Raw genomic sequence first — 25,035 nt, 5'->3', positions numbered from 1 at the left:
CCCTTCACCGCCGCGTGGATCGCCGGCAACACCTCGCGGCCCCCCGCGCAAAATCCAGCACGCGGCCGCCATGGTTGGAAACAACGATGGCGTCGACCCCCGCTTCTGCGGCCAGCAGCGCATCCGCAACGGTCATCACGCCCTTGAGGATGAACTTGCCGGAAACGGCGGCGCGGATCCGCTTTAACTCGGTCACGCTCTTGGGTGAAACCGGCCGGCCCATCTTACGCAGGGTGACCAGGCCGGCGGCGTCGAGGTCCATGCCGATAATGTCCGCCCCCGTTGCCTGGGCCCGCTCCAGTTTGTCAAACAGTTCGTCGTCTTCCCAGGGTTTGATAAAGGGGATGCCCATGCCGCCCGCCGCCTGGATGGCCTGGAAGCCGGTCTGGTGGATGAATTCCGGAACCCCGTCGCCGGTACAGCCGAGGGTGCCCTTGGCCAGGGAGCCCTGGATCAGCGCCTCGATATAGGCCGCCTCACTGACACCGCCGCCCATGTTGAACGACACGCCGCCAATGGGTGCCGCCAACACGGGCAGAGACAGGGACTTGCCCAGAATCGTGGTCCGGATTTGCGGTTTTTTCACGTCGTGAACCAGGCGCATATTGAACCGATAGGCCGCCAGGGCAGCCAAATTGGCCTTGAACGCCGAAGCGGTGCCCAGCCCCCCCATGCCCGGCACCTCACCGGCGCAGGCCCGGCCATCACAAACAGGGCAGACCCGGCAGTATCCCTTCATCAGCTTTCTGGCATTTTCCAGTATTTCTTTCATCTGTTTCTCCTCATGCTACGGCATCAAAGACGCTATGGTCTTCTGATGAGCTTCCTTTTCAGCGGTCGTCAGCGTCTTCAGGGACAGGGCACCGCCGGGACAGGTGGCCACACAGGGGGGACCGTATTCACTACCGGGTTGCGCGATGCAAAGATCACACTTTTGCATCGTGCCCTCGACGCCGAACTGCGGCACGCCGTACGGGCAGGCCGACAGGCAATTCTGGCAACCGATGCAAATCTCATCATCAACCCAGACCACACCGTCCGCTACACGTTTGTAAATCGCTTCCACCGGGCATACGGCGGCGCATTCAGGATCCACGCAATGCAGGCATCCGATGGATACCGAGTGACTTTTCACCTCGGGGTAGGCCCCTTGCCAAACGTTGAGCACGCGCCGGTACCGGACGCCCACCGACAATCCCCGCCAGGAACGGCAGGCCACTTCACACCCATGGCACTGTACATTTCTCGGGGTCGAACCAAATCAGGGTTTCCTTGCTCATGGGGCGTCCACCTGTTCATCAATCCGGGTCACCTGCACCAGGGTCTGACTGGCCATGGCGGTGATCAGCGGGTCGTAGGCCTTGTCTTTATCCACACTGTACATCACGTTCACATTGGCGCCCCCATCCAGGATGGGGTAGTCTTCGATCACAAGCTCCCGGCAGCCCTGCCACCAGCCATGCAGCAGCATGACCGTGTCCGGCCGGATTCCCGGGATGATTTCGGCCTTGACCTTGATCCAGCCATGCGGCGATTCCACTTTCACCCAGTCGCCATCGGCGATGGCACGCGCATCCGCCGTCTGGGGATGGATATGCAGGACCGGATGAGGCTGGATCTCGCGGAGTTGAGGCACATTGCGCTGCCAGGACGCCGAGAAGTTTTTCGAGGTATGGTAATCCGACAGAATCAACGGGTATCGATTCAGCAATTCCGGGGTGCCGCTGATGCTTTCGGGCGGCTCGCGCCATTGCGGCAAGGGGCTGAATCCGGCGGCCGCAAAGGTGGTATTGTAAATCGCCACCTTGCCATCGGGCAAAAAGGGTTCACCGCTCAGGCGCGGGCTGGACCGGTTGAACACCGTGGCATATTTTTCGAATTCCATCGGCTTGGGTGGCACCTTGATCCCGGTCGGTTGCATCCGCAGTTCATCCATGGTCACGCCCATGGGCGCCAGCTGATCATCCATCGCGGCAGAGATGCTGCCGCCCCAAAAATCGTCACCATAACCCATGGCCACGCCCAAATCGAAAAAAAAGGAGAAGATCGATGGAGATGCATACACCGGTTCGATCACCCGACGGGTGGCCATCAGCCAGCCGGGTACGAACTGGAACGGATGATCCACCTCATAGCTTGTGGCCAAAGGAAGCACGATGTCGGCATAAGGCATGTCCGCGGTGCGGGTCACGTCGGCCACGACGAAGAAATCCAGCCGTTCGAGGGCGGCAGTCACATTGCGAGATCCCCGGGTGCTGACCAAAGCCTGGGTGCCTGGAGCGATAACGGCCCGGATCGGATAGGGATCCTGGGTTAACACGCTTTCCAGGATGCGATAATAGGCCGAAGACGTGCCTTCGACAAAGGCTGAAACGCCCGGGGAAACTCCGGCCCCACCAATTTATCCACCATTTCCTGGGTCACCCGTTCTTTCAGGGTGATGGGTTTGGGGCTTTTGGCGGCCGGTGGAACGAAAAGATCGGTGCCGGGGCGGTCCAAATGGCCGGTAATCGCCATGAGGATCGCCACGGCCCGGATGGCGTCATTTGAGGAGGGGGTATGCTCGACGCCGTTGCCCAGATCGATGGCCGCCCGCCGGGTGGTGGCATACATCCGTGCAACCGATTCGATCTGAGACGCCGGGAGACCCGTGATGGTCTCGGCCCATGCCGGTGGGTATTGCCGGATATGTGTTTTCAACGGGTCGAAACCGCTGCACCATCGATCGATGAAAGCATGGTCCAGGAGGTCTTCCGCGATCACCACATGCAGCATGGCCAGGGCCAGGGCAGTATCCGTTCCCGGCCGGATGGGCAGCCAGAGATCTGCCATGCCGACGTCCGGCTCGACCGACGGTTTGATCGCGATAATCTTCGCCCCTCTTTGCCGGGCGGCCAAAAAAGATTTTGCCGGACGGGCAACCGGGCCGGAAAAGATCGGCTGACGTCCCCAGAGAATGATCAGATCGCTACGCTGATAATCCGGTTGCGGCCAGGTCCCGATGGTGTACATGAAGGCGAAGGCCCGCTGCATGGCGCAAATACCGCTGTGCCCGAAGTTCGGGCTGCCATGGGCCGTCAGGAAGCGTACGATGTACTCACTGTAGGAACGCCTGGCCGGACTTAAGATGGCCAACGATTCCGGCCCGTAGGAGGCCTTTTGCGCCTTTAGCGTCTCGGCGATCTGGGCGATGGCCACATCCCAGGTGATGCGCTCGAACCGGCCCTCCCCTTTCCTGCCGATACGACGCAAGGGGTGGGTCAACCGATCGGGTGAATAGACCCATTGCGGGGCGGCATGCCCCTTGGCGCAAATCGCCCCTTGGTTCACCGGGGATTCATCCATGCCGGCAACCTTGACGAATTTCCCGTCGCGGACAAAGGCATAGATGCCGCAGCCGCCGCCTGGCCCGCCCGGACCGCACATCCCGCAAACCGTGGGGACGACCCGTTCACCGTTTTTCTTAGCCGTCTCAAGGGCTTGTTGGTAGTTCATCTTGTTCCTTGCCTATCCCGCTTTCGACAAATGATTAATTTGCTTTTCCCCGAGGGGGTGTGTGTCAGCGCCACTTGGGAGAAAAGCCTTTGAAAGGGAGAAATTCCCTGGTTGACGAACTCCTGCGCATCTTTGGGCCCCATCATCAGCATCCGAATGGAAAACAGCACCTTCACCCATCTCTTGCGCGGGACTTCATGTTCCATGATCAGGACCTTGCCATCCGGTTGATAACCCGCCGCATCTCCGACAATGCCCGATTCCGATCGTGCCCCTTTAATTCGTACAAGGCATGCGAGCAGCAAACGATATCAAAATAGTCATTGACGAAGGGCAAGTCGGCTGCATCCCCCTTGACGAAAGCCGCTTTACTTGATGCATCTTTCGCCCTGGCGCGGTTTAACATGCCGATTGAGAAATCGACCCCGACGGCAAAAATACCATGAACGTGTTCGCTAAAAGCGAGGATCACCGAACCGGTGCCGCAACAGATATCCAGCACCCGTGGGTGTTTTTTGCCTTCCAGATTTGCCGAGGCGACGAGAAATTGTCGGGTCTCATCCCTATCGTTGGAGGAATGCATCTTTATGAAATGGTCATAAAAATGAGAAAAAAAATTGTAGTACTTCTGACGTCCGGTACGTCGTTTCGTCATGGCGTCGATCCCATCCAGGTTGTAGGAGGCGGTTTGAAAAAGGCCATGTCCGTCGTATCCCGGAATATCTCGCGGGTCAAGCCCGCAAACGTCGTCTGACACCTCGCGACAGCCCGGCCTTTTTTTGGGCTTATGGCCAAAATAAATATTGTTCCGACAAGCGCGCGGTGATATGGATAGGGTCCTTGCTTCGAAAGGACGTATCGAACGGGGACCTTGGCAAATGAACACAACTACGATCCAACGGATTGACACCCTCATTATCGGTGCCGGTCTGAGCGGCATCTACGCCGCCAGCCGGCTGGCCGAACAAAACCGATCCTTTGTGCTGCTTGAAGCCCGCAACCGGATTGGCGGTCGTATACTCTGTCCCCAATATGAGGGATATGGCTGTGATCTCGGCCCCTCTTGGTACTGGCCGGAAATCCATCCGACCATGGCCCGCCTGGTCGATACCCTGAACCTGAAGGGGTATCGTCAATTTGAGAACGGCTTCGGGCGCTACCAGCAACACAGCGGCGCGGTGCACACCATAAGGGGGTATGGCAGCGAACCGGCTTCCTGGCGGATTGTTGGCGGTATGATGGCACTGGTCACCAGACTGTGTGAACGCGTGCTCCGCGACACCATTCGCCTGAACCATCCGGTCTGCGGGATCGAACGCCGCTCCGATGGGATACGGGTGACCGTGGGTGAATTGGAAAAGGCGCCCTGGGCCGAATTTCTCGCCCAACAGGTTGTCCTTGCCCTTCCCCCGCGTCTTACCGCCGCCACCATTCTCTTCACGCCTGATCTGCCGGATCACCTGGCCCAGGCCATGCTCAAAACCAGCACCTGGATGGCGGGCCAGGCCAAATTCTACGCCCTCTATGAAACACCGTTCTGGCGCGATGCGGGGCTGTCGGGACAGGCCTTCAGCGAACATGGCCCTTTGGGTGAAATTCACGACGGGTCCAACCATGTAACGGCGCCTTACGGCTTGACCGGGTTTGTCGGCATGCCGGCGGCCCAACGAAATCAGCAGCCCTGCCTGAACCAAGCCATTCGCGAGCAGCTGGCGGACCTCTTCGGATGGGCGGCGGCCACACCGACAAGGCTTTTTTACCAGGATTGGGCGCGGGAGTCCTTCACCGCCACGGCATACGACCAGCCGCCCCTGCGAGCACATCCGGACTACCGGCCCCCAGCCGGCCAAAGCGCCATTTGGGACGGGAGGGTCCACTTTGCCGGCACCGAGACGGCGGACCAGCATGGCGGTTATCTCGAAGGCGCCCTGCGCGCGGCCGAACGCGCGATCAATAACCTGCAAAGCAAATGAAAAGGGAGTAAGAACATGAAAATCGCTGTCAGTTCCACCGGTACCGACCTTTCGGCAAATGTCGATGAGCGTTTTGGTCGTTGCCGCTACTTCTTGTTTGTTGAAACCGATGACATGGCCTTTGAGGCCATCGACAACACCAATGCCGATCTGACGAGCAGCGCCGGCATTCAATCCGCCGGCATAGTGGCCGATGCGGGCGCCAAGGTGGTTATCACCGGCAATTGCGGGCCGAAGGCTATGCAGGTTTTCGACGCGGCGAATGTCAGGGTCATCCTGGGGCAGCGCGGCGTCATCCGGGATGTGGTTGAGAAGTTCAAGAAAGGAGAGCTGGATGCATCGATTGGCGGCAATCTTCAGCAACCGGTCGGGGGCGGGATCGGTCGGGGCGTCCCCTATGTCTTGGGGATCTGGAAGAGGCGGCGGTCGGGGAATGGGTGGTGGCCGCGGTCGGGGCGGCTGCGGCGGCGGCATGGGCATGGGCCGCCGATGCATGGCTACCGATGGCGGCACCCAACCGGTCCAACCGCGAGGAGCCGGAAATCCAGCCAACCAGCAGCGCCAACAACTGCAGCAACAGGCCGACGCGCTAAAACAGCAATTGGCGGAAATTGAAAATAAAATAAGAGATTTGACATAATGCGGACAAGAAAGGACAGGGATGACCGACAAAATCGATGCCTTCGTGGCCGAACTCCAGGAACAGATATTCGCCGAGACCCGTGAGGCTTTTGGAGAGGCAGGATTTGAACGCTGGCGCAACCCGCTTTACCGGGGCCCTCTGGCCGATGCGGATGCCCATGCGCGTGTGAAAGGCGAATGTGGCGATACCATGGAAATATTTCTCAAGTTCGACAATGACCGGGTGTGCGACGCCGCCTTTCGCACCGACGGCTGTGGGTCGAGCACGGTATGCGGATCCTTTGCTGCGGAAATGGCCCTTGGCAAGACGCCCGACGAAATTACGGACATCACCGGTGAAGCCATTCTGGAGAAATCGGCCGATTTCCGGAAGACGATCAGCACTGCGCGTTCCTGGCGGCCGCCACCGTTCAGGAGGCACTGGGTCAGTATATGAAAAAAACGCTTCAGAAGCACTGATCGGGACCATCAGCCGATCCCATCCAGGTTCCGGACCTGACCCGCTCCACCGGCCGAGGATTTCGCTGTCGCGGTGCCCATGGATCGGCTGCAATAATCCGCCGGCCCATGGCGCTTCTCTCAGCGATAGATCAACGTAACGCAATTTGAGCGGCCGATCAATTTTTCGCTTGCGTTTTGCCAATTTTTTGCCGATATTTTCCATATGTTAGATAATACACCAGCAACGACTCATCAACGACCCATCACCTTTCATGCGGATGGATTCGCGTTATCGGGTATTCTTCACTTACCCGAAACCCATCCACGGGCAATCATTATTGGTTGCCACGGATTGATGGCTGATAAAAATTCTCCCAAGCAAATTGATTTAGCGAATCACTGCACTTCTGTCGGATTCGCCTATTTCCGTTTTGATCATAGAGGTTGCGGTGACAGTGAGGGCAATTTTCAGACCGATACCACCTTGGAAGGCCGGACGGCGGATCTGGTCTCTGCCGCCCGGAAAATGAGCGATCTGTTTGGGAGCCCAAGCCTTCCATTGGGTCTTTTCGGCAGCAGTTTGGGGGGCACGGTATGCCTGACCGCAGCCGGTCAACTCATGCCCTTCTCAATTGTCACGCTGGCTGCCCCCGTGCAGAGCAAAACAATTCAACTCCCGGACAACTCGCCGCAGTCATTAAAAACTGAAGTGAATCAAAACAGACTGCAGTTTAATATTGCCTCTCTGCTTTCAGCCATTCACCATATTTTGATCGTCCATGGAAGCGATGACGGAACCGTCAACATTCAAAATGCGCATACGATCTTCAAGCTTGCCCAAGCCCCGAAGAAACAATTGATCCTCGAAAAAGGCGATCATCGAATCACCAACGAACAACACCAAAAGCACTATATTGAGGAAGCAGTTCAATGGTATCTGGATTGCTTCAAATCTGTCGGGTGAGACGATCTACGATTTGTTTACGGCTTTATGGATCAACTCCTTTTGATAGGGCGTCAATTTTTTATCAAACTTAACGCCGACACCATCTGTCTCGGTTCTTACAATTCGGCCGGCAATCTTGAATGCTTTATTAAGCGTTGGCACATTAAAGATCATTGAAAGCGGCTGACCGATTCGCAACGAAGCTGCTGTTTCGATAAAAACCCCACCGTTACTCAAATTATGGATGAAATCCTGATAGAGACGATCCTGAGTCGAATAATCGACAGGTAAAAAGCAGGAAATTCTCGAATCTTCACGGTAATCCAGCCGCTCCCACTCGCGGATCAATTGCGCTAACATTTTTTTACGCTGAGGACTTAATTTTTCTACCGCCTTGACCAATTTGGCCGTTAATTTATCGATATCTTCTGTGTTTTCTAATTCATCCATATCGTAATCCTTGTTGATGCACTCGTAAAAAGTCGCATTTCCGACGGATTCGTAAGAAGCCCGAGATCAAGGCTTGCGAATCCTTAAGGAATGAGGCGTACTTAGCGTACGCCGCAATGACGAAGGATGAAGCGTAACGCCGATATCGGGCTTCTTACGAATTCGTCCTTGTTGATCACAATCAAAAACGATTACTGCAGAGCCCCAATTTCAATGACGACTTTGCGTTGTTTGCCATCCGTGGAGGCTTCATCCGGCCCCAAAGCCAAGGTTTTTATCTGCGTCGCTTTTACACCGCGCCCAACCAAATAGGACTTTACCATGTTCGCTCTAAAGTCAGACAGCTTCAAATTATAGGATAAGGCACCGGAGCTGTCTGAATATCCTTTTAGGGTGAGGGTTACCTGCGGATTTTGCGCACAGAACCGGGCCACCATTTGCAAAAGGGGGTAGGCCTCCGGTTCAAGGTCATTTGAATTAAAACCGAAATAAACCGTAGGGTTGTCACCATAGGTCTGTTTGATTTGCGACAGCTCGACGGGGGGTTCGGTTTTTTCAACGGGTTTGGTATCGGCAGGAACTGCAGCAGATGCTGGGGTATCATCCGGGGCAACACGCGCATCCTGATTATTTTCTTTATTCAGAGAAGAAGGGTTGGATGGAGATTGGCGTTGTTGGGCTATCCGGTTCTGATCCGTCGTGGCTGTTGGCTGATCTTCATCACCTTGCGTTAGAGGCGGCGATTCAACAATCACCGGCCTGACGGTGGTGCTTTTTTGGCTGAAAAGATAAACGGAAACCAACCCAATCCAAAACACCATCAATGCAAGAAGAACGATCAACAGGGGTCTGCTGAAGGATCGGGTTGGTGGGGGTTGATCATGGGCATTGACGTGAGGTGCGCTATTCAATGGAACCGCTGGCTTGTCTGAACGGTGTTCGACCGTTTCCGCTGCCTCGGGTGTCGCGCTGTTTTTATCAATGGAAAAACCATGGGGGATTTTCAGTTCTTCAGCACATTCTATGACGATTTTCTCGTCTATTTTGGTTTTCTCTTTTACGTAGCCCGTTAATAGCGCCTGATCACAAATAATATTGATCAGGCGGGGATAGCCATTTGAAAACCTGAAAATCTCCTTGATGGCTCGAGGCGTAAACAAGGCGTTATCCGAACCTGCGACGCCCAAGCGAAAACGAATATAGTCGCTTGTCTCTGACTCCGACAGGGAAGCGATATTGTAGTTGATGGTAATGCGTTGGCGGATGGCCCGGTTCTTGGGTCTGAGAATAATTTCGTTGAATTCGCTTTGACCGACAAAAAAAATATTGATCAGTTTTGTATTATGTTTCTCGATGTTTGATAGCAGACGGACCTCTTCGAGCATTTTCGGACTCAGATGCTGGGCTTCATCGATAATAAGCAATGCCTGCTTGTTTTGGCCATGCAGGTCAAACAGATAGTTTCTTAGGTAAATTAAAAAATCGCCCTTGCTTTTAAAGCTTTTATCCATTTCAAAAGAGTCGGCCACGAAATTAAAAAAATCCATTTTGGCCAAACCCGGGTCGGTCACCATGGCAACGAGAACATTTTCATCAAGGCTCTGAATAAGGGCATTAAGCAGGGTTGTTTTACCCGTTCCGACATCACCGGTGAGCAAAAGAAATCCCTTGTTATCAAGGATGCCGTACTTTAATACAGCCAGCGCCTCTTTATGTTTCTCGCCGAGCCAAAGAAACTTCGGGTCCGTACTGATTTGAAACGGTTTTATCCTTAATTTATAAAAATCAAGATACATTCGCCCTCTCAGAGGTTCAAAAAACCTTTTGATGAAGAACTTTTTTTATAGTTTATCGAGAAATGCCAGGTCCTTGTTTTGTGTTAATTTGGTACCCATCACCAACACCTCAACCCGATTATTGTTGATATTCCTGAAATACAATCTTCCCTTGTATGCAAAAATAACCTCAAAGACCGTTTCCCTGTTCTTTTTACCAAAGACCTTACGTTTTATACGAACCTGTTTGGCATCGTCGTTGAGCAGATGAATCGTTTCCTCAGCCTTGATTTTTAATTCTTCAGTCAGTTCCATAAAACCGGCCATGGCCCGCTCATGGATACTCACGTTTTTATAGAGAACGGCCATCCGCTTCTTGATACTCTCCACGCCTTTCAGGGTTTGGCGGTTCTGGTCTTCTTTTTCCCGCTCAAAGGTTTCGATTTTTTCCTTCAACTCTTCGATTTCAACCAGCTGCCCATCTTGCAATGCCTGGTGTTTGGCTATTTTTTCTTCAAGGGCCAAAAACTCATCCACCATTTCGTCCTCGGTGGTAGAGGCCTTGCGACGCTCATCCTCCAGTCTCTTACGCATTTCATCGACTTTTTGGGAAAGCTGTTTTCGTTGTTCTTCAAGTTCAGCCAGTTTCTCAACGTCTTTTCGTCGGGATTGTTCTATTTCGTATAGGGCCTTTTGCTGATCACGCGCTTCGGCATTGAATTTTTTCGAACTTCGTTGATAAAATATGTAAAGTACGCTTAGCGGAACAAGCACGCAAAACAGCAGAACAGCATTGGCGATCAGGGTATTATAATCGATTTCAACATCAACCGTTTTAATTAACCCATCGTTTAGCAGCTTGAAATTATTGCGTGCAACGGCAACATTGTCCGCAACCGATAGCCCTGAGCGGGAGGCATCATAGGCATCGGGATAGAGATAAATCCCATCCTGGGTCTTGACCGTAATCGAAACGTGTACGCCCCACCGAATCAGTTTGCGGTTCGATAAAAACGCATCAATATTTTTGCGAATGACATCCTGCAAACGGACGCTGCCATCAAATAAAGAGCGGGCGTCACCCGTATAGGTTGCCGTCAGTTCTTTGTCATAGCGCGCCTGAATCAACTTCTCCAAGGTCTGCAAGGAAAAGGCGTATACAAAAGGCGGCAACAACACGCATAATACCAAGGTTTTAAAAGGAAAATAGCGCACAGGATCAGATCTCCGACAGCATCCGCCGGGCCTCACCAGCCTCCTCAAATTGATTGTTCAACGCCAACGACTTTTCAAGATACGGCTTTGCCTGGGATTTATCTCCTTTTTTGAACAGTGCAGCGCCAAGGTGAAAATTTACCGTTGCATTGTCGGGCAATTTCTCCAAACTATCCTGGAATTCCTGCACTGCATTTCCGTAAAGTCCTTTTTGGTAATAAATCCATCCCAATGTATCCATCACGCTAGGGTCATCAGGCAATTTTTCCTTGGCAATCTGCGCGAACTTGAGTGCTTCATCAAGATTGCCATTTCGTGTTGAGAGGAGATAAGCCAGGTTATTGGCCGCCGGTGCGAATTGTGGGTTTATTTTGAGTGCGGCACGATAGTGTTTCTCCGACATGTCATACTGGTGCTGCATGTCATAAATCGTTCCGAGAAGCATATGCGGTCCGGCTTGATTCGGATTTTTCTCAAGAATGGCGGTGTATTGTTCAATGGCCTTTTCTGGCTGTTTCTCGGTTAAATAGATCCGTGCCAAGGCATAATACGGCGGCATGAATTCCGGGTTGAGTTGAATCGCTGCTTCGAAAGCGTTCTTGGCCGCATCAACCCGCTTTTGAGCCAATAAAATACCGCCTTTGAGATTGCTAATGATGGCCTTGGGGACATTTGCATCCCCCACCTTTTTGATTTGCGCATCACACCGATTCAGGGCGGCATCAAATTCCTTTTGGGCGCCATAGACCAAAATCAGATTGGTGAACACATCCATCAGCTTGGGGTTTAAATCCAGAGCGGCATTGAAGTTTTCCATGGCTGCCGGATAATTTTTGGTCGCCCGCTGCAACAGCCCCAATCGATAGTATCCAGCCGGATTTTCAGGATCTTCGGCGATAAGCAATTTGTAAGCGATCTCCGCCTCGCCGGTTTTGCCCTGAGCCATAAATGCATTTCCCAACATCATGCGGGCTTGATAATTCTTTGGATCTTCATCCAGTACCGCTTCACTCAGCTTCTGGGCATTGTTAAAATCCCTTTCACGCATGGCAATATCGGCCAACAACATTTTGGCTTTGGGTTGTTTGGGATTCAGTTCAACCGTTTTGGATAGGGATGTTTTGGCGCTTTGCAACTCGCCATTGCCCATATGGGCAACACCTTTCAAATAGTATGCTCGGGCCGATCGCGGTTCTTCCTTAATCAGCTGGTCAAAAATCGCAATGGCTCCGGTAAAGTCCTTCTTGTATGTGGCGATTTCGCCATTCATCATCCGCGCGGGAAAAAATTTAGGTCTTTCTTTCAACACCTTGTTCAGATAGCCTTGCGCATCCGCCACTTTTCGATGTTTCAGGAAAAATCCGGCCATGGTCGTCATGATGTTGACGTCGTTGGGTTTGGTCGCCAACGCCTTATCGTACATGGCAAGCGCTTTATCGGTCATATCCCGAGAATCATAGAAACCGGCTGCAACCATATAGGGTTTAACGTCTGATGGATCGATGTCGATGGCTTTCAGATAGGCGCGCTCCGCGTCATCATTTTTCTTCATTTGAAAAAAGAAATTACCCAGAATGAGGTAAAGCTCCGCACGATCCGGATTCAATTGAATGGCTTTTTCAATTTGCGCTTGAGCCTTGTCAAATGCTTTTCGACTACTGTAAAATCTCACCAGCTCCAATCGCGGTTTGATCTCTTTGGGATCCAGTTGAATAGCCTGGACCAATTGTTTTTCAGCTTCATCAAATTTTCCCTGGCGCGCATAGATACGGGCCAATCCCATGTAAGCGCGGGCTTGGTTGGCATCCAGGGCAATAATCCTCTTAAATACAGCGGCCGCCGCATCAAATTTTTTATCCAGGTCATGAAGCCCCGCCAGCAAAAAGAGCGCTTCGATATTATTGGGCTCCCTGGCAAGCACAGCTTCAACTTTTTCACGGGACTCCGCATTCTTTTTTCCCAGCATATAGAAGGTGGCGAGTTTGAGCGCGGCATCCGTATTTTCAGGCGCCAACTTGGCGACCATGCTATACTCTCTGAACGCATCCTTGGGGCTGCCCAATTTCAGATAAGTCTCTCCCAAACGCGCATATGCATCGACAAACTCAGGGTCGATCTGAATGGCGTTGCGATATTCCAATTCCGCACTTTTATATTCACCTTTCTCAAAGTAGGCATTGCCTTTCTCAAAATGGGCGACTTTTTTCTCCGCGTCAGAGGAACAGGCCATGAAAATGGCGCTCAATATAAAAACCAGAAGGATAACCCAACACCGTTTCATTCGACTCTCCCGTTAATCATTTCTTGGTAAGCTTCCCGAAACAAAAAAATACTATGGTCGCAATAAGTGAACCATCAGACTCAATGGACATGCTTGCGGTGCCAATTCCAAGCCGTTTGAATAATCTGCTCAAGATTGTTATACACCGGAATCCATCCCAAGTCGCGTTTGATTTTTTCCGAACTGGCAATCAATACAGCGGGATCTCCCGGCCGCGCGGGGCTTCGACAACGGGAATTTTCCTTCCGGTAACCTGCTCTGTCTTTTGGATCACTTCTTTCACCGTATATCCGTTGCTGCTGCCCAAATTGTAAACAGCGCTTGACGCACCATCGAACAAGGCCTGGAGGGCCAACAAATGCGCCTGGGCCAAGTCGTTCACATGGACATAATCACGAATGCAGGTGCCATCTTTTGTGGGATAGTCCGTCCCGAACACCTGTATATTTCTGATTTGCCCCAAAGCCACTTTCAACACGATAGGGATCAGATGGGTTTCCGGGTCATGCATCTCGCCGATTTGAGCAGAATCGTCTGCGCCAGCCGCGTTGAAATAGCGCAATGCCGCATATTTCAGTCCATATGCCGCGGCACAATCGGCCAGCATCCGTTCCACAGCCATTTTCGTATTGCCGTAAGGACTGGTTGGCTGACATGGATGTACCTCGGTAATCGGCGTGAATTCCGGCTCGCCATAGACCGCCGCCGTCGACGAAAAAATAAAATACAAAACCTCATGCCGCACCATGGTATCGAGCAGCGTGACTGTTTCTGCCAGGTTGTTTTGGTAGTATTGAAGTGGATTGACAACCGACGCCCCGACCTGTGAAAAAGCGGCAAAATGCATCACCGCAGCGATCGAATGCTCAGTGAACAAATTCTCCAAGAGGTGACAATCCCCCAGGTTTCCCTCCACCAATTCGCAGCCTTGAGCCAGTCGACGGTTTCCGGTTGATAGATTATCCAGGATAACCACTTTCCATCGATCATGGATCAATTGTCTGACCATATGGGAACCGATGTACCCAGCCCCGCCAACCACCAGGATTGTCTTAGCTTTCATAAAAAATCCTATCATAGAGAGTAGTTGTGCACTTTTATATTGATTTTTTCTTCAAGGATCAAGGATTTACGTCAAAAGCGCCTGGACACCGGGCAGCAATGGACGAATATCTTCTAATTGTTTCATGTGGTTAATCCAGGCCGGATTGCAACCGCCCTTAAGTTCGGCATCATTGTTGCTTAAAAAATAACAAAACAGAAACAATTGCATCGTCGCTCAACTGACCCGAATCTGATCCTATCCCTTTTCACGTTGCATCTTTCCTCAGCCGGTACGGAAGTTCCCCCTGTTTGATCGTGAACCACAGGTAAAACGCCACAACTATCTGTGCACGATTGTGAAGCCGTAGTGTCTGATTTCAGACACTTTTCCGTTAACCATCTGAATAGAGGACGCAGCATGCAAAAAATCAAGATTCTTATTTTATTGTCGATTCTGGTTGCAGTGGCAGCCGCTCCGGCCATTGGCGACGATACCGTAATTTTCGACAGCGGCCGCCTGACAGTCAATCCTTGGCACGTCCATCAATCCCAGCACACGATTCAAACGAATCAATCGTCAAACGCGAACCTATGCATAACCAAAAACACACCCCAGTTATCCATCCATGCCGGTTTTCTGGTCCTCAATCGCCGGTTGATCCCATTGACGCATTTCCTGCACGGACGGGAAACAACCTACGAAAAAAAAATCCGGTTGCGTCAAGCAAATCGTTTGCGGGTCCTGTTGGTCGGTTCTCCGGGAGCATCAATCACAGCCACCATCCGATCAGAAGCAGCAGAGTCCCAACCCCCTCCAACCGTGACGTTCAGTGCCGATCCGGAAACGATTGACCAAGGTTCTTCCAGCACCCTGGTATGGTCATCCGAGAACGCTGATACGTGCACGATCGATCCGAGTATCGGGACCGTGGCGCTTTCCGGTTCAATGATGGTATCACCGTCAGCCACAACGACTTATACGATTACCGCAACGGGTCCGGAAGGAACCGTGACTTCGTCCGCAACGATTACCGTCAATCCGCCACCGCCAATGATTACGTTCTCCGCCACGCCGACACAACTGCTCCAGGAGCAATCGTCCACCCTGACATGGAATACCGCCAATGCCGATGGGGTGTCCATCGACCAGGGTATCGGTGATGTTCAACTGAACGGATCGTTGGCGGTCTTTCCGGAAACCGACACCACCTATACCATAAAGGCAACCGGACCGGGTGGAACATCAACTGAATCGGTGACGGTAACCGTCGTTCAACCGCTCAGTATCCAAATCTTATCCCCGCAACAGGGGATAACATTCGATCGGCCAGATGTGATGGTCTGCGGGACATTCACCAACAACACCGGCGACGAGACAGGAATCACGGTCAACGGCATCACCGCCATGGTCTTCGGCAATCAGTTCGCCGCCAACCACATTCCCTTGGAGGAGGGAGAGAACACCATCAGCGTCAAAGCCACTTCTGCTTCCGGAGATACCGCCGAAGAGACGATTCTTGTATATGCTGAAACCAATAAAAACTACATAAAACTGACGGCAGATATGCAATCCGGTATCACTCCGTTCGAGACGACACTGCGCATCAACAGTTCCCTGCCGAGCCTGACATCAACAATCACTTACACGGGACCAGGTACGCTTATTTTTCAGGATAGCGCTGAAGCAAACACCTATCCCATCCGGTTGGAGCAAAAAGGCATTTACTACCTTACCGCCGAGGCATCCGATGATCAGGGGGATGCTTATCAGGATACGGTGGCAATCATGGTTTTCTCCGCTGATGCGTTGGATAATCTACTGCAAGCCAAGTGGGCTTCCATGAAAACCGCCCTGATCGCCGGAGACATCGATAAAGCGCTGACATTTCACCATCAGCGCTATTACGAAAGATATGCCGCCATATACCAAGCATTGGGTACCGGGCTGTCCACACTGGCAAGCAAGATGTCTGACATATCCTGGATATGTTATATGGATGGAATGGCAAAGTACCGCATTCGGCAAACCCATGAGGTCAAGGGCCAGATGGTTACCATCACTTATTACATTTATTTCAGCCAGGGCGAAAATGGTTTGTGGAAAATCGAGCGGTACTGACAAACCATCACTTTCTCGGAGGAATCAGTATGCAAAAATGGATATGCCTGATTTTGTTGATTGCCACTTCAATATCGCTTTGCGGCTGTACCATTACCCATAAATTCGGACCGTTCATGGGAAAAGTGGTTGAGGCGGAAACCGGTACGCCCATTGAGGGCGCAGTAGTGTTGATCGGGTTTCACACAAAGAGCAGCTCGGTCGGCGGGTGGGTTTGGCGGTTTGCGGACGCCATCGAGACACTGACCGATGCTGAGGGGAATTTTCGTTTCCAACCAAAACGTGTAACCCTTTTCAGAGGGATGTCACTCTGGGACAAACAGTGTCAAATATCTATCTTTAAGCCTGGATATGCCGCATATCCGGGGAGTATGCGGGCATCATATAGTTCATTGGAGAAAAAACATTCCATGTTCATCCCTGAAAACGAGCACATAATCTATTTCCTTCCTAAATTAATGACACTCAAAGAAAGGAAGGATAACCTTGGAGATATTGAACACCCTGCGGGCATTGCAAATGAAAGAATGCCTAATTTACGAAGGTTGGAAAGCGAAGAACGAGTTAATGTTGGATTGAAACCATTTTCTGAAAAAATCTGGAGAACAGAAGAATGAAAAGATATACATGCATTATTTTGATTATTTTCTCTATCTGTATAAGTCCTCTGATTTGTATTGCATATGACAATAGAATTGCGCATCCTCACATCAATGAAAAAGCGATAAATGACTCTATCGTGGATACAGTGCTGAAGACTTCTCTTGGTTTTAAAGATGGCACCAAAGAAACTATAGAAAAAAAATTAATAGAAGAATGGATGATTGACGGTGGAATTGAGGAAGATGAACCGAATTGGCGCTGCCTGAGACATTTTCATGATCCGATTAAGACTTGGGATGCAGCTGGTTTGTCGTCCGGCTACAGTTCAATGGTTTATTGGGCACAGATACCTGAACCAGATGCTTCTTATCAGCTGTATGATGAAATTAATGAGTATTCATGGCCGTTGGCAAGAAACTATTATCGTCGGGCATTGCTAACGGGATCAGAGGAGCAATATGCCAGAATGTTTCGATCCCTCGGCCAACTGATGCATCTGGTCTCCGATGCAGCGGTTCCTGCCCATGTCAGAAATGATCCTCATCCTCCATTCTTACTGGACTCGGATCCCTACGAGAAGTGGGTTGAGGAAAACCAAGAGTTTATCGAAGCTATCCCTAAAGAAAAAAATTTCACGGTCGACCCTTCCATCTTCAATATGGCTGTCTCCGATACGTCCGCCCCGAGTCCGATCTCCGCACTGTGGGACCATAACGAATACCTGCCCAACGGGTCCAATCTCCCGGACGGCTCGAACCGCACGATCGGCCTGGCCGAATACACCAACGCCAACTTCTGGACTGAAGACACGGATGATAATTATCCCCATCCCCAAATGGAGGAAACCAACTATGATGGAGATGTCTGGCTCCATGCAGAAGAAATCGACGCAGAAGACGGTAAGATTGATCACCGCATCTATTTCAGCAAAACTTTAGGGGATCCCGTAACGCATTTCGTTGCTGCCGCATACTATTATTACCAACTTTACATGCAGAACGCACCAGAAGTAACTTATGCTTTTTTGTTGGATGAACGCTGCCACCAGGATTACGCCGAAAAACTCATCCCCCGGGCCATAGGCTATTCCACAGCCTTGCTGGATTATTTTTTCCGGGGCCGTCTGGAGGTTTCCGCTTGCCCGTACTTCCAAGACAATGTGTTGAGTTGGATGAAATTGAATCTAACGAACACAACAGAAACGGAAGATGCCATGTTGGATGGAGATTTCTCCCTGGTGTTCAAATATACACCGATTAATGGTAATCCAGACGGAAGTGAGGATATTATCGTTCACTCAAAGCAAAATGTACATTGTGATCAACTGCTATTCAACGAATCCATGGATGTCTACTTTCAAGCCAGCCAGACAATCCCCATTGAATGCTGGGATTCTGTGACCTGCACACTGGTTTTTCAAGGTACGCTGGGTGCTGAAAATGATGCCATCGTGGGAAAAGTGTTCCATCCTGGAAAAATTCTGTTCAATGAAGAATGGGATAAGGGAATTACCGGTAACCATGATTGGGTTCCTACTCCAGAAGGCACAAACATCGACAATGGGACTTCAACATTAACGGTTGCATCGGGCTTCCTGGTCATGGAGAACTTCCGGGAGGATGATTCAGATGACGCGAGGGTCAACGAACTTTATTTTGATTTCACCGCAGACGGCAGCGATGGGCTGCTCATCACGCCGACGACCTGTGTCCAATTTCTCATTCCCGAAATGTATACCACCACCACGGACTCCCGCTATTACACCCATGCATTGTTTCTGATCTTTGACAACAATTTAACGTTGCAATATGTAGGTGACGGGACAGCATTCCATTGGAACGATACGACCATCTCCCTTGCCTTTACCACCGGATCGATATGTGTTGATAATATCATGGAGAGATTCCAAAACACAAACTTTCCCATACCGGATAATCTGCATTTGAAATACATCTCTTTCCTCCAACAGGCGTACATATGGGAAGGGGAATATTATTTCCACCTGGATGTTGATGCGATCCGGTTGATTGATACAGAACTGCAAGAGTAGGTGACGGGTCGTCGGTGATGTTTTGCGGGCAGTGGAAAAATAATTCACGATCCAGGTCCTGATCTTCGCACCTCGGGTGAAAATAAAATCTGCCACAAACCCACACGGCCCCACATGAACGTTAAGATCTTGAAAAAAAGTGTTTTCGGCAGCCGAAGGCTCTGTAAATTTGTCTGTGTATGTTCGTGTGGGTTTGTGGCAAAAATTCATATTTGCGTCCGTGGATCACATCCGAAAACGACGGATTGAAACAGGTGATTGAATTGCATATAAGTATCTGGCTATACGTCCGCTTATGCGTCCATCAAAATAAATCAAATAGTTGACAGGCAACACAATCGTACCGTGAATAAGATCAAAAAACTACCTTGACCAATTTCACATATATGTTAACATATATGTGGATTAATTTTGAGGTGAAATATGGGACAAGTAACAATATATATAGACGACGATACCGAAAAAAGAATGCTGTCTATGGTTGAAAAAAGCGGCAAATCGAAAAGCAAATGGATTTCGGAAGTAATTCGAGAAAAGACAGCGACAAACTGGCCCGAAGCGGTGATCCAACTTGCAGGCGCCTGGAAAGACCTTCCAACTGCAGAGGAAATCAGAAAGGATATGGGGCAGGACGCGTCGCGGGAATCAGTGTAGCCGCAGAGAAAATCGTTTCAAAAAATAGAAACCGGCAAAGAGGAATTAGGTTGCCGGAAATAAATAATTCCCCCAGATCGTGCCGGATTTGGGTTCGTCTACAAGGCGCCGCCACCGGTGCATATCGGGAATATGTGCCGGTGGCGGCAACACGGTAGACGGGCACAAAGACAAGCAGGATGACGGAATTATTTATTTCCGGAAACCTTAATCTTCATCTGTAAGTTTACTCATGTATATACTGGACACGAACACGCTCATCTATTTCTTCAAGGGTGTGGGAAATATCGCCGACAGGCTGCTGAACCATCCACCAGTGACATAGGCATCCCTACCGTGGTACTTTTTGAACTGCAGGTCGGTATTGCGAAATCGGTTTCCCCCAGGAAAAGGATCGTTCAATTGGATTCTTTGACATCGGTGGTCAACATTCTGCCTTTTGGAACCAAGGAAGTCAGAAGTGCTGCAGCCATCCGTGCTGATCTTGAAAAGAAAGGAACGCCAATCGGCCCGTATGATGTTTTGATCGCCGGGACTGCACTTTCGAACAAAGGCACGATAGTGACCCACAATATCAAAGAATTTGAACGCGTCGAAGGTTTGCCACTCGAAGACTGGTATTAACCTGAACAAAAAATAGAACATAAGGCGATGGGCTATTTCATGGAAAAAAGTAAGCCGATTAACCTCAGCAAATCATACGGAAAATCTCTTTCAAACTTGACGCCAGGCAAAAATGTAGCTACAGTAATTACATTGATTTCAATCCAAAGCCAGGAGCCAAAAAGTATGGAAAATCAAACAAGGGTAAGAGATGCAAAGCTGGTTTCGATTGGTAATTCAAAGGGCTTACGCATACCCAAAGCGCTTCTCCAAAAGTATGGATTAAAAAATAGCCTATTAATTGAAGAAACCGACAGAGGTCTGCTTCTTCGGAATAAAGAGGAAAGCAAGCTTTCTTGGGAAGAAACATATAAAGCCATGGCCAATCAAAGGGAGAATTGGGAAGATTTTGACTCAACTCTTTTTGATGGCTTGAGGGATGAGGATGTTGTTGATTAAAAGGTACGAAATATATTTTGCAGATCTCAACCCTACAATTGGAAGCGAAATAAAAAAAGTCCGCCCTGTCGTGATCGTTAGCCAGGACGAAATGAATCAATATCTGGAAACTGTGGTTGTATGCCCTTTAACCTCGGCTTTGCATCCCCAATGGAGAACCCGGATTCAGATCAAATCCGCAAAAAAGAATGCTGAAATCGCTGTTGACCAAATTCGCACGATTAGCAAAAAGAGATTGAAAAAGAAAATTGATCAGCTATCAGATCGCAAATCTGCCCAACTACGCAAAATCATCACCGATATGTACGGCGAATAATACAAAACCGTCGTCAATACGCCGGATGCACTCTTTGCCTGACATTTTTCTTTTTAATACTGTTCAGAGGGCTATATGAACACACAAAAGGTTCGACTGAATGTCACATTGCCAAAAGACCTGGTCAACATGGTAGATCGAATGACCGGCGCAAAAAAACGTAGCATGTTTATTGCCGAAGCCATCGAGCTTAAAGTGAAACAGACCCAAAAAGAGATTCTGGAAAAACAACTGGCAGAAGGTTACCAGGCCCGCCAAAAGGAAAGCATTGATATTTCATCGGAATTTGAAGTCGCGGACTTGGAAGGCTGGGATGAATATTAAACGGGGAGAAATTCATTTGGCCGCTCTGGACCCGACTATTGGTCGGGAAATTGCTAAAACAAGGCCCATCGTGATCGTTTCAAATGATGTTAACAATCAATATTCCGGGACAGTTACTGTCCTCCCGATCACTTCAAAAAATTTAAAAAAAATCTATCCATTCGAGGCGATGCTCTCCAAGGGTTCCGGAAATCTTCCCAAAAACTCAAAGGTAAAAGCAGATCAGATACCGCACCCTCGACAAACATAGGATTATAAAACCCATTGGCCGGTTAAGCGATGGAGACATGGTCGGTGTCGATACTGCCCTAAAAATACATCTTGGAATTTAATCTGTGACCGTCCATATGTGTCCGCAGCTAAATAAATTCAGAAAGCCGCTTCAATGAAAACATCCCATCCAACCCCTTCACCGACTTCGGTTTCTTCTCATGCTTGGATTGAAAGAGATGCTTGAACTGCTGGTAGGCATCCGAAACAAACTCTCGCGACCCAATAATCCCGGAAGCTGTAAAATACCGCGTCCGGTATAAAAATCGGTCCTTACGACCAATCTCGAAGTTCCTTTCTCGTTCTTCGGTTACGATTTTTTCCGGTATCGTCTTGGTATAGGGCTTGTCCGCTTGCGGGATCGCTCCGGTTTCCACACATATTGTCGGTAAAGCCGCACCCTCTCCTTTTCACCGTTAACATTGAATTGTTTCAAGCCGAAATCGGTGGACAGGAAATTTCCTTTGTTGTTCTTCTAAATCAGGAATCTCATTATGCCTTGGAATTTGGGTCTTGAATACACCTTTTGGGTAAATTGTATGTCGGCGTCCCTCTCGTAACAGGGACGCACCATTTTTTTACCCCATGTGTTATTGACAACACAACCAGAACGAATTAGAATACTTATTCATATAAATGAAACTAGGAGAATATAAATGCACAAGACAGTAACCTTGCGGTTGAAGGAAGACATTTATAAAATTTTTTCCGAAACTGCCAAAGCGGAAAACCGCTCTCTATCCAATTTTATCGAAACGGCAGCACTCCAAAATATCCGTGAGCAGCAGTTTGTGGACGATGTTGAGTTGGCCGAAATTATGTCGAACGACAATTTACTGAATCGTTTGAAGGAAGGCTCCAACGAAGCCAAGCAGCTGAAAGGCCGATTCGTTGACTGACTATCGCATTTTTGAAACCGACCGGTTTCAGAACGATCTGAAACTCATGGCAAAATCGGGAGGGGCAAAAGTTTCAGAGAAATTGAAAGGTTATGTCTATCCTCAGTTAAAAACACACCCCCATTACGGTCCCAACATAAAAAAACTAAAAAATTATACACCGCCAACATGGCGCTACCGTATCGGTTCATGGCGATTTTTCTACGAAATTGACGATCAAGATAACATCGTTTCATGATCGGAGCCCATCATCGCAGCCGAGCCTATCGTTGAGGCATTTCTGACAGATGTGACTTTGTTGAGATATACTTTCTTGGAGAAAGTCCAAAGCTTGCCCGATCGATACTAAACAAGGCAAGAAAGGGTAAACCATGAGATTTGCAGGACGCATTTATAAAGACGGCAAATTCTGGCTGGCGGAAATTCCTATCCTGGACCTAATAACCCAGGGCCACACCAAAAAAGAGGCCTACCTGATGGTGGCCGATATGATTGAAACGCTGGTGAACCGGGACGGCTTCAAGGTGACAGTATACAAGGGTACCAAGGACACCTTCGAGGTCGGGGCCCCGGAGCCGAAACCAATGATCGGGCTGTTGCTGAAACGCAAGCGTGAAATCAGCGGACTTTCGCTCGCCCAGGTCGCAAAACGGATGGGGATGTCATCGCGCAACGCCTACGCCCGCTATGAACAAGGCACGGCGATGCCAACGATCGAAAAGTTGAACCAGCTGTTTTATGCCGTGTCACCGGATACGGATCTGGTGATCAATGAGGCCCGTAATGGTTGATACCGCAAGTCGACCCACGTTCGAGGATTTCAAAAACAAGGCGCTGGCCGATCCGGAAACCAGCGCCGCATATGACACACTGGCGCCGGTTTACGAGCTGAAACAAAAGAGGATCGGCATGCGTAAGACCGCCGGATACAACGTGAAAATCGACTTCGTTCATGATTGATTATCGCGGATAAGGCCCACTCGTACATGGCCACGGACTTTAATTGACGCCATCGAATGTGTTCTTTCGGCAAGCGTGCATGAAATCCGCTAAGGGATAGGATATCATCGGTTGAACCAAAAAATAAGGGTAGGCGTTCAAAGGGCACCGCCTCTGCTTTGTTACCGGGCACTTGAAGTATGACCAATACGTCTGCGCGCCCGGTGCCGCCCATCTGCGGCACCCTGTAAACGCCTACGGGTCCGGCATTTACGGCAAATCGGAAATTTTGACCCCGTGAACGCATACCATTTTTTGTTTAACCGGGACCATCTCCGAGATGAGCGCATCACATTTAACCGGAGTGGCAGAAAAATAGGCCAGAAGGCGATAAGCAATAGGAACATCTGAGAGGATCGCAAAATTCTACCAACATCATTCTTTCCCTCCCCGAAGGGAACAAACAAAACTCTGTGTACTTTGCGTCTCGAGTGAAACGAGCGGTGAATTGTTGTGTCGGCCCGTGTGTGTCCGTGGCTAAACTGATTCTGATAATCTCTTCAACGAAAATACCCCATCCAGCCCCTTCACCAACTTGGGCTTCTTCTCATGCTTGGATTGAAAAAGATGCTTGAATTGTTGGTAGGTATTCGAAACATATTCCCGAGACCCGATCATTCCGGAATCGGTAAAATACCGTGTCCGGTATAAAAAAGGCTCCTTACGATCAACCTCGAAGTTCCTTTCGCGTTCTTTGGTTACAATTTTTTCCGGTATAGTCTTTGTATAGGGCTTGTCCGCTTGCTGGATCGCTCCGGTTTCATACACATATTGCCGGTAAAGCCGCACCCGTTCCTCATCGCTTTTTACATTGAATTGCTTCAACCCGAAATCGGTTGACAGAAATCCTTCCTTGTTGCTGACTTGGATATGATACCCTAACGAATTCCAGCGGTAAGCCTTCGGCCGTTCCACGATACCGGCCCTCACCGGATTGAGGTCAATATAGGCCAGGCAATTGATGAGCGTTTCACCCTCTTCCACCATCACGCTTTTAAACCTATCACCCCAAAAATAGCATCGGCGGCCATGGCGTTTATTGTAGAACCGGGTGAAGTTGATCTTGATTTCGCGCATGAATTCGGAAAGGCTGGCAAACTTGTCACGGACAAACGGCAACCGTCCTTCCCAGGGCATCGCCTTCTTTTCACCATAAAATTGAACTAACCATTCTTTCACCGCTTCATCTGTGAATTCATGTTCAGGAAGCATCTTCACCAGCAGATGGAGATGGTTACCCATCAGGGTGAACCCAAAGACTTCGGTGAAAAACAAACCGCTCATCCGCTTGATCAGATCCAGCAGATAATCTTTCTCGAAAGCCTCCAACGGGAAGCCATCCAGCGCCGTCCTGGACATTACATGATAAGTCGCTGTCTGATCCTGGGAGTTCATGCGCAATTTTTCACACGCTGCGTAACTTTGAAGGACACTTTTTTCATTGCCAACCAAATTAATTAAAACCAGGCAAAATCAG

The 25,035-nt window shown here is 49.9% G+C and carries 30 protein-coding genes and 1 pseudogene; 18 read left to right on the top strand and 13 right to left on the bottom strand.

The window, feature by feature from the left end:
* Positions 1–4: 4 nt before the first annotated feature.
* From JCM12296_RS19305 to JCM12296_RS44985, 6 genes are read right to left on the bottom strand one after another with little or no spacing between them, the layout of a single operon-like run.
* Positions 5–772: an alpha-hydroxy-acid oxidizing protein gene (locus JCM12296_RS19305; protein ID WP_083456311.1), complete on the bottom strand. Its 768-nt coding sequence runs from the start codon at positions 770–772 to the stop codon at positions 5–7.
* 15 nt (positions 773–787) lie between these two features.
* Positions 788–1,219 carry a 4Fe-4S dicluster domain-containing protein gene (locus JCM12296_RS19300; RefSeq protein WP_054696741.1) on the bottom strand — a complete coding sequence of 144 codons (432 nt, stop codon included), beginning with the start codon at positions 1,217–1,219 and terminating at the stop codon, positions 788–790.
* 57 nt (positions 1,220–1,276) lie between these two features.
* Entirely contained in the window at positions 1,277–2,320 is a 1,044-nt protein-coding gene (locus JCM12296_RS42150; RefSeq protein WP_218188167.1) for a molybdopterin dinucleotide binding domain-containing protein, read from the bottom strand.
* The gene (locus tag JCM12296_RS42145) at positions 2,314–3,495 is read right to left on the bottom strand and encodes a molybdopterin-containing oxidoreductase family protein (RefSeq protein ID WP_218188166.1); all 1,182 of its coding nucleotides are present in this window, start codon (positions 3,493–3,495) and stop codon (positions 2,314–2,316) included. The genes JCM12296_RS42150 and JCM12296_RS42145 overlap by 7 nt, the downstream gene beginning before the upstream one ends.
* Positions 3,492–3,701: a hypothetical protein gene (locus tag JCM12296_RS44990; RefSeq protein ID WP_246804588.1), complete on the bottom strand. Its 210-nt coding sequence runs from the start codon at positions 3,699–3,701 to the stop codon at positions 3,492–3,494. The genes JCM12296_RS42145 and JCM12296_RS44990 overlap by 4 nt, the downstream gene beginning before the upstream one ends.
* Positions 3,702–3,703: 2 nt before the next feature.
* A complete protein-coding gene (locus tag JCM12296_RS44985; protein ID WP_246804586.1) occupies positions 3,704–4,252 on the bottom strand; it encodes a class I SAM-dependent methyltransferase in 549 nt (182 codons plus the stop codon).
* Between the two features lie 121 nt (positions 4,253–4,373).
* On the opposite strand from JCM12296_RS44985, the gene JCM12296_RS19285 reads away from it, so the two are divergent.
* From JCM12296_RS19285 to JCM12296_RS19270, 5 genes and pseudogenes are all read left to right on the top strand, one after another.
* Entirely contained in the window at positions 4,374–5,468 is a 1,095-nt protein-coding gene (locus JCM12296_RS19285; protein WP_054696737.1) for a flavin monoamine oxidase family protein, read from the top strand.
* A gap of 15 nt (positions 5,469–5,483) precedes the next feature.
* Positions 5,484–5,732: pseudogene (locus tag JCM12296_RS51480) on the top strand (NifB/NifX family molybdenum-iron cluster-binding protein); the annotation flags it as partial.
* Positions 5,662–6,108, top strand: a complete 447-nt coding sequence (locus tag JCM12296_RS51475; RefSeq protein WP_479690869.1) for a hypothetical protein — start codon at positions 5,662–5,664, stop codon at positions 6,106–6,108. The pseudogene JCM12296_RS51480 and the gene JCM12296_RS51475, both read left to right, overlap by 71 nt.
* 21 nt (positions 6,109–6,129) lie before the next feature.
* Positions 6,130–6,546 carry an iron-sulfur cluster assembly scaffold protein gene (locus JCM12296_RS19275; protein WP_246804585.1) on the top strand — a complete coding sequence of 139 codons (417 nt, stop codon included), beginning with the start codon at positions 6,130–6,132 and terminating at the stop codon, positions 6,544–6,546.
* 228 nt (positions 6,547–6,774) lie between these two features.
* The gene (locus tag JCM12296_RS19270) at positions 6,775–7,515 is read left to right on the top strand and encodes an alpha/beta hydrolase (protein WP_083456310.1); all 741 of its coding nucleotides are present in this window, start codon (positions 6,775–6,777) and stop codon (positions 7,513–7,515) included.
* A gap of 6 nt (positions 7,516–7,521) precedes the next feature.
* Here the strand turns inward: JCM12296_RS19270 and JCM12296_RS19265 are convergent, their stop codons facing one another.
* From JCM12296_RS19265 to galE, 5 genes are all read right to left on the bottom strand, one after another.
* Positions 7,522–7,947: a PilZ domain-containing protein gene (locus JCM12296_RS19265; protein WP_054696731.1), complete on the bottom strand. Its 426-nt coding sequence runs from the start codon at positions 7,945–7,947 to the stop codon at positions 7,522–7,524.
* A 191-nt stretch (positions 7,948–8,138) separates the two neighbouring features.
* Entirely contained in the window at positions 8,139–9,743 is a 1,605-nt protein-coding gene (locus JCM12296_RS19260; protein ID WP_054696728.1) for an AAA family ATPase, read from the bottom strand.
* A 45-nt stretch (positions 9,744–9,788) separates the two neighbouring features.
* Positions 9,789–10,937 (bottom strand): hypothetical protein, encoded by a 1,149-nt coding sequence (locus JCM12296_RS19255; RefSeq protein WP_054696725.1) that lies wholly within the window; start codon positions 10,935–10,937, stop codon positions 9,789–9,791.
* Between the two features lie 4 nt (positions 10,938–10,941).
* Positions 10,942–13,182, bottom strand: a complete 2,241-nt coding sequence (locus JCM12296_RS19250; protein ID WP_172683990.1) for a tetratricopeptide repeat protein — start codon at positions 13,180–13,182, stop codon at positions 10,942–10,944.
* Positions 13,183–13,408: 226 nt separating this feature from the next.
* Positions 13,409–14,227 (bottom strand): UDP-glucose 4-epimerase GalE, encoded by an 819-nt coding sequence (galE, locus tag JCM12296_RS19245; RefSeq protein ID WP_246804589.1) that lies wholly within the window; start codon positions 14,225–14,227, stop codon positions 13,409–13,411.
* Positions 14,228–14,680: 453 nt separating this feature from the next.
* Between galE and JCM12296_RS19240 the strand changes: the two genes are divergently transcribed.
* The 9 genes from JCM12296_RS19240 to JCM12296_RS36710 all read left to right on the top strand — a co-directional run bounded on the left by JCM12296_RS19240 (position 14,681) and on the right by JCM12296_RS36710 (position 21,640).
* The gene (locus JCM12296_RS19240) at positions 14,681–16,381 is read left to right on the top strand and encodes a hypothetical protein (RefSeq protein WP_054696718.1); all 1,701 of its coding nucleotides are present in this window, start codon (positions 14,681–14,683) and stop codon (positions 16,379–16,381) included.
* Positions 16,382–16,410: 29 nt separating this feature from the next.
* Complete coding sequence (locus JCM12296_RS19235) at positions 16,411–16,998, top strand: peptidase associated/transthyretin-like domain-containing protein (protein ID WP_054696715.1); 588 nt, start codon at positions 16,411–16,413, stop codon at positions 16,996–16,998.
* Positions 16,995–19,034 carry a phospholipase C/P1 nuclease family protein gene (locus JCM12296_RS19230; protein WP_157067749.1) on the top strand — a complete coding sequence of 680 codons (2,040 nt, stop codon included), beginning with the start codon at positions 16,995–16,997 and terminating at the stop codon, positions 19,032–19,034. The genes JCM12296_RS19235 and JCM12296_RS19230 overlap by 4 nt, the downstream gene beginning before the upstream one ends.
* Positions 19,035–19,457: 423 nt before the next feature.
* On the top strand, positions 19,458–19,688 hold the full coding sequence (locus JCM12296_RS19225; RefSeq protein WP_054696711.1) for a hypothetical protein: 231 nt from the start codon (positions 19,458–19,460) through the stop codon (positions 19,686–19,688).
* 210 nt (positions 19,689–19,898) lie between these two features.
* Entirely contained in the window at positions 19,899–20,312 is a 414-nt protein-coding gene (locus tag JCM12296_RS19220) for a type II toxin-antitoxin system VapC family toxin (RefSeq protein WP_218188168.1), read from the top strand.
* 39 nt (positions 20,313–20,351) lie between these two features.
* Complete coding sequence (locus tag JCM12296_RS19215; protein WP_246804582.1) at positions 20,352–20,750, top strand: AbrB/MazE/SpoVT family DNA-binding domain-containing protein; 399 nt, start codon at positions 20,352–20,354, stop codon at positions 20,748–20,750.
* The gene (locus JCM12296_RS19210) at positions 20,737–21,066 is read left to right on the top strand and encodes a type II toxin-antitoxin system PemK/MazF family toxin (RefSeq protein ID WP_246804580.1); all 330 of its coding nucleotides are present in this window, start codon (positions 20,737–20,739) and stop codon (positions 21,064–21,066) included. The genes JCM12296_RS19215 and JCM12296_RS19210 overlap by 14 nt, the downstream gene beginning before the upstream one ends.
* Before the next feature lie 75 nt (positions 21,067–21,141).
* Positions 21,142–21,390, top strand: a complete 249-nt coding sequence (locus JCM12296_RS19205; RefSeq protein ID WP_157067748.1) for a ribbon-helix-helix domain-containing protein — start codon at positions 21,142–21,144, stop codon at positions 21,388–21,390.
* Positions 21,380–21,640, top strand: a complete 261-nt coding sequence (locus JCM12296_RS36710; RefSeq protein WP_213181611.1) for a type II toxin-antitoxin system PemK/MazF family toxin — start codon at positions 21,380–21,382, stop codon at positions 21,638–21,640. The genes JCM12296_RS19205 and JCM12296_RS36710 overlap by 11 nt, the downstream gene beginning before the upstream one ends.
* 109 nt (positions 21,641–21,749) lie before the next feature.
* Here JCM12296_RS36710 and JCM12296_RS19200 read toward each other — a convergent pair whose 3' ends face one another.
* Positions 21,750–22,037: a hypothetical protein gene (locus JCM12296_RS19200; protein ID WP_054696707.1), complete on the bottom strand. Its 288-nt coding sequence runs from the start codon at positions 22,035–22,037 to the stop codon at positions 21,750–21,752.
* 279 nt (positions 22,038–22,316) lie between these two features.
* Here JCM12296_RS19200 and JCM12296_RS19195 point away from each other — a divergent pair, with 279 nt between their 5' ends.
* The 4 genes from JCM12296_RS19195 to JCM12296_RS38565 all read left to right on the top strand — a co-directional run bounded on the left by JCM12296_RS19195 (position 22,317) and on the right by JCM12296_RS38565 (position 23,519).
* Positions 22,317–22,559 carry a ribbon-helix-helix protein, CopG family gene (locus JCM12296_RS19195; RefSeq protein WP_054696704.1) on the top strand — a complete coding sequence of 81 codons (243 nt, stop codon included), beginning with the start codon at positions 22,317–22,319 and terminating at the stop codon, positions 22,557–22,559.
* Positions 22,552–22,797: a type II toxin-antitoxin system RelE family toxin gene (locus JCM12296_RS19190; RefSeq protein ID WP_054696701.1), complete on the top strand. Its 246-nt coding sequence runs from the start codon at positions 22,552–22,554 to the stop codon at positions 22,795–22,797. Before JCM12296_RS19195 ends, JCM12296_RS19190 begins: the two co-directional genes overlap by 8 nt.
* A gap of 133 nt (positions 22,798–22,930) precedes the next feature.
* Positions 22,931–23,350 (top strand): helix-turn-helix domain-containing protein, encoded by a 420-nt coding sequence (locus JCM12296_RS19185; RefSeq protein WP_054696696.1) that lies wholly within the window; start codon positions 22,931–22,933, stop codon positions 23,348–23,350.
* Entirely contained in the window at positions 23,343–23,519 is a 177-nt protein-coding gene (locus JCM12296_RS38565; protein WP_157067747.1) for a hypothetical protein, read from the top strand. Before JCM12296_RS19185 ends, JCM12296_RS38565 begins: the two co-directional genes overlap by 8 nt.
* 516 nt (positions 23,520–24,035) lie before the next feature.
* Here JCM12296_RS38565 and JCM12296_RS19180 read toward each other — a convergent pair.
* Positions 24,036–24,953: a transposase gene (locus tag JCM12296_RS19180; protein ID WP_083456312.1), complete on the bottom strand. Its 918-nt coding sequence runs from the start codon at positions 24,951–24,953 to the stop codon at positions 24,036–24,038.
* Positions 24,954–25,035 lie beyond the last annotated feature (82 nt).

Source organism: Desulfosarcina cetonica JCM 12296, from assembly GCF_001311845.1.
Taxonomy (GTDB): domain Bacteria; phylum Desulfobacterota; class Desulfobacteria; order Desulfobacterales; family Desulfosarcinaceae; genus Desulfosarcina; species Desulfosarcina cetonica.
Note: the sequence above shows the minus strand (reverse complement) of the source record. Positions and strands in the feature narration are given on the sequence as shown.

Excerpts from the sequence above, each read along its gene's own strand:
- JCM12296_RS19305 (WP_083456311.1), bottom strand. The coding sequence starts at position 772 with ATGAAAGAAATACTGGAAAATGCCAGAAAGCTGATGAAGGGATACTGC.
- JCM12296_RS42145 (WP_218188166.1), bottom strand. The coding sequence starts at position 3,495 with ATGAACTACCAACAAGCCCTTGAGACGGCTAAGAAAAACGGTGAACGG.
- JCM12296_RS44990 (WP_246804588.1), bottom strand. The coding sequence starts at position 3,701 with ATGGAACATGAAGTCCCGCGCAAGAGATGGGTGAAGGTGCTGTTTTCC.
- JCM12296_RS19285 (WP_054696737.1), top strand. The coding sequence starts at position 4,374 with ATGAACACAACTACGATCCAACGGATTGACACCCTCATTATCGGTGCC.
- JCM12296_RS51475 (WP_479690869.1), top strand. The coding sequence starts at position 5,662 with ATGCGGGCGCCAAGGTGGTTATCACCGGCAATTGCGGGCCGAAGGCTA.
- JCM12296_RS19275 (WP_246804585.1), top strand. The coding sequence starts at position 6,130 with ATGACCGACAAAATCGATGCCTTCGTGGCCGAACTCCAGGAACAGATA.
- JCM12296_RS19270 (WP_083456310.1), top strand. The coding sequence starts at position 6,775 with ATGTTAGATAATACACCAGCAACGACTCATCAACGACCCATCACCTTT.
- JCM12296_RS19265 (WP_054696731.1), bottom strand. The coding sequence starts at position 7,947 with ATGGATGAATTAGAAAACACAGAAGATATCGATAAATTAACGGCCAAA.
- JCM12296_RS19260 (WP_054696728.1), bottom strand. The coding sequence starts at position 9,743 with ATGTATCTTGATTTTTATAAATTAAGGATAAAACCGTTTCAAATCAGT.
- galE (WP_246804589.1), bottom strand. The coding sequence starts at position 14,227 with ATGGTCAGACAATTGATCCATGATCGATGGAAAGTGGTTATCCTGGAT.
- JCM12296_RS19240 (WP_054696718.1), top strand. The coding sequence starts at position 14,681 with ATGCAAAAAATCAAGATTCTTATTTTATTGTCGATTCTGGTTGCAGTG.
- JCM12296_RS19235 (WP_054696715.1), top strand. The coding sequence starts at position 16,411 with ATGCAAAAATGGATATGCCTGATTTTGTTGATTGCCACTTCAATATCG.
- JCM12296_RS19230 (WP_157067749.1), top strand. The coding sequence starts at position 16,995 with ATGAAAAGATATACATGCATTATTTTGATTATTTTCTCTATCTGTATA.
- JCM12296_RS19225 (WP_054696711.1), top strand. The coding sequence starts at position 19,458 with ATGGGACAAGTAACAATATATATAGACGACGATACCGAAAAAAGAATG.
- JCM12296_RS19215 (WP_246804582.1), top strand. The coding sequence starts at position 20,352 with ATGGAAAAAAGTAAGCCGATTAACCTCAGCAAATCATACGGAAAATCT.
- JCM12296_RS19210 (WP_246804580.1), top strand. The coding sequence starts at position 20,737 with ATGTTGTTGATTAAAAGGTACGAAATATATTTTGCAGATCTCAACCCT.
- JCM12296_RS19205 (WP_157067748.1), top strand. The coding sequence starts at position 21,142 with ATGAACACACAAAAGGTTCGACTGAATGTCACATTGCCAAAAGACCTG.
- JCM12296_RS36710 (WP_213181611.1), top strand. The coding sequence starts at position 21,380 with ATGAATATTAAACGGGGAGAAATTCATTTGGCCGCTCTGGACCCGACT.
- JCM12296_RS19195 (WP_054696704.1), top strand. The coding sequence starts at position 22,317 with ATGCACAAGACAGTAACCTTGCGGTTGAAGGAAGACATTTATAAAATT.
- JCM12296_RS19185 (WP_054696696.1), top strand. The coding sequence starts at position 22,931 with ATGAGATTTGCAGGACGCATTTATAAAGACGGCAAATTCTGGCTGGCG.
- JCM12296_RS38565 (WP_157067747.1), top strand. The coding sequence starts at position 23,343 with ATGGTTGATACCGCAAGTCGACCCACGTTCGAGGATTTCAAAAACAAG.
- JCM12296_RS19180 (WP_083456312.1), bottom strand. The coding sequence starts at position 24,953 with ATGAACTCCCAGGATCAGACAGCGACTTATCATGTAATGTCCAGGACG.